Origin of the sequence: Streptomyces sp. NPDC057654, assembly GCF_042800135.1 — a bacterium.
In the GTDB taxonomy this organism is placed as follows: Bacteria; Actinomycetota; Actinomycetes; order Streptomycetales; family Streptomycetaceae; genus Streptomyces.
Genome location: NZ_JBHVHQ010000485.1, coordinates 1 through 6,486, shown reverse-complemented (window position 1 = coordinate 6,486; position 6,486 = coordinate 1). Strand labels below are relative to the sequence as shown.

The following is a 6,486-nucleotide window of genomic DNA, read 5'->3' as shown; positions in this document are numbered from 1 at the left end:
CCGCCCGCGTCGCCGAGACCCTCGAAGCCCGGCGCGCCGCTGGCGACCCCGCGCCCACCGTCGCCGGCGCCGTCCCCCTCGCCCAGGACGCGCCCGCCGCCCTCGCCGTGCCCGAACGCGCCCGCTGGGCGCCGCCGCTCGCCGAGGACCCGCTGATCGCCCTCCCCGCCGCCGCCCCCGAGGCCGCCCGCTGGGAGATCCGCCCCGTCCCCGAGCCCGCCGCCTACGGCGCCGCCGTCGCCGAGGCCGTACGCCGCATGCGCCGCGGCGACTTCAGCAAGGTCGTGCTCGCCCGCACCCTCGAACTCACCGCGCCCGGCGACCCCGACGCACCGGACCTCCCCGGCCTCCTCCAGCGCCTGGCCCGCCGCGACCCCACCGGCTACACCTTCGCCGTGCCCACCGGCCCCGGCCGCACCCTCCTCGGCGCCAGCCCCGAACTCCTCGTCTCCCGCCGCGGCAACCGCCTCGTCGCCAACCCCCTCGCCGGCTCCGTGCCGCGCAGCCCCGACCTCGCCGAGGACGTACGCCGCGCCGCGGCCCTCCTGGAGTCCGCCAAGGACCTGCACGAGCACGCCGTCGTCGTCGACGCCGTACGCGACGCCCTCGACCCGTACTGCGAGCACCTGGACGTACCCGCGCAGCCCACGCTCGTGCGCACCGCCGCGATGTGGCACCTGTCCACCACCGTCAGCGGCCGGCTCGCCGAACCCCGCGCCTCCGCGCTGGAACTGGCCTGCGCCCTGCACCCCACCCCCGCCGTCTGCGGCACCCCCACCAGTACCGCCCGCGACGTCATCCGCGAACTCGAACCCTTCGACCGCGGCATGTACAGCGGCGTGGTCGGCTGGGGCAACGCCGACGGCGACGGCGAATGGGTCGTCACCATCCGCTGCGCCGAGGCCGACCGGGGGGCCCTGCGCCTCTACGCGGGTGCGGGTATCGTCGCAGCGTCCACGCCGGAAGCGGAGACCGCCGAGACCGGCGCCAAGTTCCGTACCTTCCTGCACGCCGTGGGGGCAGACCAGTGACCCTCGAAACACCCGAAGCCACGCCCGACGTCACGCCCGGGACACCTGCCGTTCCCGACGCGCCGACCTGGCCCGCCGACTACGCGGAGCGCTACCGCGCCGCCGGCTACTGGCGCGGCGAGACCTTCGGTTCCATGCTGCGCGAGCGCGCCCTCGCCCACCCCGACCGGGTCGCCGTCGTGGACCCCGCGGGCGACGGCCGCCGCTGGACGTACGGCGAGCTCGACGAGCGCGCCGACCGGCTCGCCGCCGGGTTCCTCGCCCGCGGCATCACCAAGGGCGACCGCGTCGTCGTCCAGCTCCCCAACGTCGCCGAGTTCTTCGAGACCGTCTTCGCGCTGTTCCGCATCGGCGCGCTGCCCGTCTTCGCGCTGCCCGCCCACCGCGAGAGCGAGATCCGCTACTTCTGCGAGTTCACCGAGGCCGTCGCCTACGTCATCCCCGACGTCAACGGCGGCTTCGACCACCGGGAACTGGCCGCGAAGGTACGCGCCCAGGTCCCGACCCTGCGCGAAGTGTTCGTGGTCGGGGCCCCCGGCGAGCACACCGCCCTCGCCGACGTGGCGCGCGAGCCCGTAGCCGTCGAGGACGGGCCCCGCCCCGACGACCTCGCCTTCCTCCAGCTCTCCGGCGGTTCCACCGGAGTGCCCAAGCTCATCCCGCGCACCCACGACGACTACATGTACTCGCTCTGGGGCTCCAACGAGATCTGCGCGGTCGACGAGAACAGCGTCTATATGTGCGCGCTGCCCGCCGCCCACAACTTCCCGCTCAGCTCGCCCGGCACGCTCGGCGCGCTCTACGCGGGCGCCCGCGTCGTCCTCGCCCCGCAGCCCAGCCCCGACGTGGCCTTCCCGCTCATCGAGCGCGAACGCGTCACGATCACGGGCGTGGTGCCGCCCCTCGCGCTCGTATGGACCGAGGCCGCCGCTGCCACCGACTGCGACCTCAGCAGCCTCGACGTGCTGCTGGTGGGCGGCGCGAAGTTCAGCGAGGAGGCCGCCCGGCGCGTCGGGCCCGCCATCGGCTGCACCCTCCAGCAGGTCTTCGGCATGGCGGAGGGGCTCGTCAACTACACGCGGCTGGACGACCCGGACGAGACGATCGTCACCACCCAGGGCCGCCCGATCTCCCCCGACGACGAGATCCGGATCGTCGACGACGAGGACGACGACCTCCCCGTCGGCGCGACCGGCCACCTGCTGACCCGCGGCCCGTACACCATCCGCGGCTACTGGCGGGCCCCCGCCCACAACGCCAAGTCCTTCACCCGCGACGGCTTCTACCGCACCGGCGACGTGGTGCGGATGACCGAGGACGGCTACCTCGTCGTCGAGGGCCGGGCCAAGGACCAGATCAACCGCGGCGGCGAGAAGGTCGCCGCCGAGGAGATCGAGAACCACATCCTCGCCCACCCCGCCGTCCACGACGTGGCCATCGTGTCCATGCCCGACGACTACCTCGGCGAGCGGACCTGCGCGTACGTCGTCCTGCGCGACGGCGCCGAGCCGCTGCGGCCGGTCGCCGTGAAGAAGTTCGTCCGGGAGCGCGGGCTCGCCGCCTACAAGGTCCCCGACCGCGTCGAGTTCGTCGACGCCTTCCCGCAGACCGGCATCGGCAAGATCTCCAAGAAGGACCTGCGCGCCGCCATCGCCGAGCAGCTCAGAGCGCGGACCGCCACGCGCTGAGCACCGCCGGGCGCCCGCACCGCCGAGCGGGCCGGGCGCCCCGCTCCACCGCAGCGCACGACCCAGCACCTGAAAGGCACCCCATGGCACTGCCGGCCATCGCCCCCTACCCGATGCCCACCGCGGCCGACCTCCCGGCCAACCGCGTCCAGTGGACCGTCGACCCCGACCGCGCCGTCCTGCTCGTCCACGACTTGCAGAACTACTTCCTCGACGCGTTCACCGCCGACGCGTCCCCGGTCACCGAACTCCTCGCGGGCGTCGAACGGCTGACGAAGGAGAGCCGGGAGCGCGGCGTACCCGTCGTCTACAGCGCCCAGCCCGGCGGCCAGACCTCCGCCGAGCGCGGCCTCCAGCAGGACTTCTGGGGCCCCGGCCTGCCCGACGACGAGCGGCTCAAGGCCGTCGCCGACCGGGTCGCGCCCCAGGACGGCGACACGGTGCTGACCAAGTGGAAGTACAGCGCGTTCGTCCGCACCGACCTCGCCGAGCGGATGGCGGCGCAGGGCCGCGACCAGCTCATCGTCGTCGGCGTGTACGCGCACATCGGGGTGCTGATGAGCGCCTGCGACGCGTGGATGCGCGACATCCAGGCGTTCCTCGTCGCCGACGCCGTGGCGGACTTCTCCGAGGCCGACCACCACATGGCGCTGCGCTGGGCCGCCGCCAAGTGCGCGGTCGTCACCACCGCCGACCGCATCTTCGAAGGACGCTGACCCCCATGGCGCTCACCATCCAGCAGATCCGGGACGACGTGGCCGACGTGCTCGGCGAGGACCCCGCCGACATCCCCGACGACGAGAACCTCGTCGACTACGGCCTCGACTCCGTCCGCATCATGACCCTCATCGAGCGCTGGCGCCGCGACCACGGCGCCGAGGTCACCTTCGCCGACCTCGCCGAGGCGCCGGGGATCGAGCGCTGGTGGGCGCTGCTGGGAGAGCCGGCATGACCGTACGCACCGCCGAACGCGTTCCGGCGACGCCCGCCGACCCCGGGCCGGAGGGGCTCGCCCTCACCGCGGCCCAGGCGGGCATGTGGTTCGCCCAGGCCCTCGACCCCGACAGCCCCGCCCAGAACACCGCCGAGTGCATCGAGATCCACGGCCCCGTCGACCCGGCGCTGTTCGCCCAGGCCCTGCGCCGCACGGCGGACGAGGCCGAGGCGCTGTGCGTACGGCTCGTGGAGACGGCCGACGGGCCCCGCCAACTGCCGCTGGCCTTCGGGTCCGTGCCCCGCACCGTTGTGCCCGTCCCTCTCGGCGTGTACGCCCCGGCCGCCGCTGCCGAGACCTCCGCGCCCGGCGCCTCCGACGCCTTCCTCGGGCTGCCCGCGGGCGCGTCGAGCACCCGGCACGAGGGCGAACTCCCCTTCCCGCTGCGGGTCTTCGACGCCCGCGGCGAGGCCGGCCCCGACGCCGCCGCGCGCGCCTGGATGCGCGCCGACCTCGACGTCCCCTTCGATCTCGCCGCCGGCCCGCTCTTCGCCCACGCCCTCTTCCGCGTGGCCGACGACCGCTGGCTCTGGTACCAGCGCGTCCACCACGCCGTCATGGACGGCTACGGCTACTCCCTCCTCGCCCGCCGCGTCGCCGAGACCTTCACCGCCCTCGCCGCCGGCGAGGACCCCGGCCCCAGCCCCTTCGGGAAGCTCGCCGAACTCGTCGCCGACGACGCGGAATACCGCGGCTGTGACGCGTACGAGAAGGACCGCGCCCACTGGTCCGAGGCGTTCGCGGACCGCCCCGAGGCCCCCTCGCCCGCCGGCCGCACCGCCCTGCCCTCGCGCACCTTCCTGCGCCGCACCGCCCACCTCGCCCCCGAGGCCACCGAACGGCTCCGCGCCTTCGCCACCTCGGTCCGGGCCACCTGGCCGGACGTCCTGCTCGCCGCGCAGGCCCTGTGCACCGCCCGCACCACCGGAGCCGGGGAGGTCGTCCTCGGCCTGCCGATGATGGGCCGCATGGGCTCCGTCGCGCTGCGCATCCCCGGCATGGTCATGAACGTCCTGCCGCTGCGGCTCACCGTCGGCCCCGACGCCACCCTGGCCCAGCTCACCCGCCAGGTCGTCCTCGCCATCCGGGCCGCCCGCCGCCACCAGCGCTTCCGCTACGAGGACATCCGCCGCGACCTCGGCCTCCTCGGCGAGGGCCGCGCCCTGGTCGGACCGCTCGTCAACGTCATGCCCTTCGACTACGCGCTGACCTTCGCGGGCGCGCCCTCGGACGCCCACAACCTCTCCGCCGGCCCGGTCGACGACCTCACCGTCAACGTCTACGACCGCACCGACGGCCGCGGGCTGCGCATCGACTACGACGGCAATCCCGCCCTCTACACCGAGGACGAACTCGCCGTCCACCAGGGCCGCTTCCTCGACCTGCTGGCCCGTATCGCGGACAGCGACCCGGACACCCCGCTCGCCGTGTTCCCGCTCGCCACCGCCGAGGAGCGCGAGCAGATCCTCGGCGAGTTCAACGACACCGCCGTGGCCGTGCCGCCGACCACCCTCATCGGGCCCATCGAGTCCCGCGCGGCCCGCACGCCCGGCGCCACCGCCCTCGTCTTCGGCGAGGAGTCGCTGACCTACAGCGAACTGAACTCCCGCGCCAACCGCCTCGCCCGCCGCCTCGCGGCCCTCGGCGTCGGCCCCGGCAGCCTCGCCGCCGTCGCCGTGCCGCGCTCCGTGGACCTGGTGGTCGCGCTCCTCGCGGTCCTCAAGGTCGGCGGCGCGTACCTGCCGCTCGACCCGGACTATCCGGCCGACCGGCTCGCCTACACCCTCCAGGACGCCGCGCCCGTCTGCGTCCTGACCGACGCCGCCACGCGCCCCGCGCTGCCCGACACCGCGCTGCCCGTCCTCGTCCTCGACGACCCGGCGCTCCGCGCGGAGCTCGCCGAGTGCGCCGCCACCGACCCCGGCCGCGCGCTCACCCCGCAGCACCCCGCGTACGTCATCTACACCTCCGGCTCCACCGGCCGCCCCAAGGGCGTCGTCGTCCCGCACTCCGCGATCGACAACCGGCTGCGCTGGATGCAGGCCGAGTACCGGCTCGCCCCCGACGACCGGGTCCTCCAGAAGACCCCGTCCGGATTCGACGTCTCCGTCTGGGAGTTCTTCTGGCCGTTGCGCGTCGGCGCGACCCTCGTCCTCGCCGAGCCCGGCGGCCACCAGGACCCCGCCTATCTGGCCCGTACGATCCGCGAACAGCGCGTCACCACCGCGCACTTCGTGCCCTCGATGCTCCAGGTCTTCCTGACCGAGCCCGCCGCCGGCAACTGCACGAGCCTGCGCCGCGTCTTCTGTAGCGGCGAGGCGCTGCCGCGCGAGTCCGCCGACCAGTTCCACACCGTGCTGCCCGGCGTGCCGCTGCACAATCTGTACGGGCCGACGGAGGCCGCGGTCGACGTCACGTACCACGCCTGCGCGCCGGGCGAGGAAGGGCCCGTGCCCATCGGCCGGCCCGTGTGGAACACCCGGCTCTACGTCCTGGACGCCGCCCGCGGCCTCTGCCCGCCGGGCGTCCCCGGCGAACTGCACCTGGCGGGCGCCCAACTCGCCACGGGCTACCTCGGCCGCCCCGACCTGACCGCCGAGCGGTTCACCGCCGACCCCTTCGGCGCGCCCGGCGAGGTCATGTACGCGACCGGCGACCTGGCCCGCTGGCGCTCGGACGGCAGCGTCGAATACCTGGGCCGCACCGACCACCAGGTCAAGCTGCGCGGCCTGCGCGTCGAACTCGGCGAGATCGAGGCGGTGCTGAGCGGCGA

Annotated in this window: 5 protein-coding genes; all 5 read left to right on the top strand. The window is 74.7% G+C overall.

Going from position 1 to position 6,486, the window contains the following annotated elements; all coding sequences use genetic code 11:
* Nucleotides 1-1,031 (top strand): isochorismate synthase (locus ACFU99_RS28555; protein ID WP_384397406.1); only part of this gene is annotated, 1,031 nt, incomplete at its 5' end.
* Nucleotides 1,028-2,719 (top strand): (2,3-dihydroxybenzoyl)adenylate synthase, encoded by a 1,692-nt coding sequence (locus tag ACFU99_RS28550; protein WP_384397403.1) that lies wholly within the window; start codon nucleotides 1,028-1,030, stop codon nucleotides 2,717-2,719. The genes ACFU99_RS28555 and ACFU99_RS28550, both read left to right, overlap by 4 nt.
* 83 nt (nucleotides 2,720-2,802) lie before the next feature.
* Nucleotides 2,803-3,435, top strand: a complete 633-nt coding sequence (locus ACFU99_RS28545) for an isochorismatase family protein (protein ID WP_384397400.1) — start codon at nucleotides 2,803-2,805, stop codon at nucleotides 3,433-3,435.
* A 5-nt stretch (nucleotides 3,436-3,440) separates the two neighbouring features.
* Nucleotides 3,441-3,671 (top strand): phosphopantetheine-binding protein, encoded by a 231-nt coding sequence (locus tag ACFU99_RS28540; RefSeq protein ID WP_030877343.1) that lies wholly within the window; start codon nucleotides 3,441-3,443, stop codon nucleotides 3,669-3,671.
* A partial coding sequence (locus ACFU99_RS28535) for an amino acid adenylation domain-containing protein (RefSeq protein WP_384397396.1) occupies nucleotides 3,668-6,486 on the top strand: 2,819 nt, incomplete at its 3' end. The genes ACFU99_RS28540 and ACFU99_RS28535, both read left to right, overlap by 4 nt.

Coding starts and splice junctions, on each gene's coding strand:
- ACFU99_RS28540 (WP_030877343.1), top strand. CDS start 3,441: ATGGCGCTCACCATCCAGCAGATCCGGGACGACGTGGCCGACGTGCTC.
- ACFU99_RS28545 (WP_384397400.1), top strand. CDS start 2,803: ATGGCACTGCCGGCCATCGCCCCCTACCCGATGCCCACCGCGGCCGAC.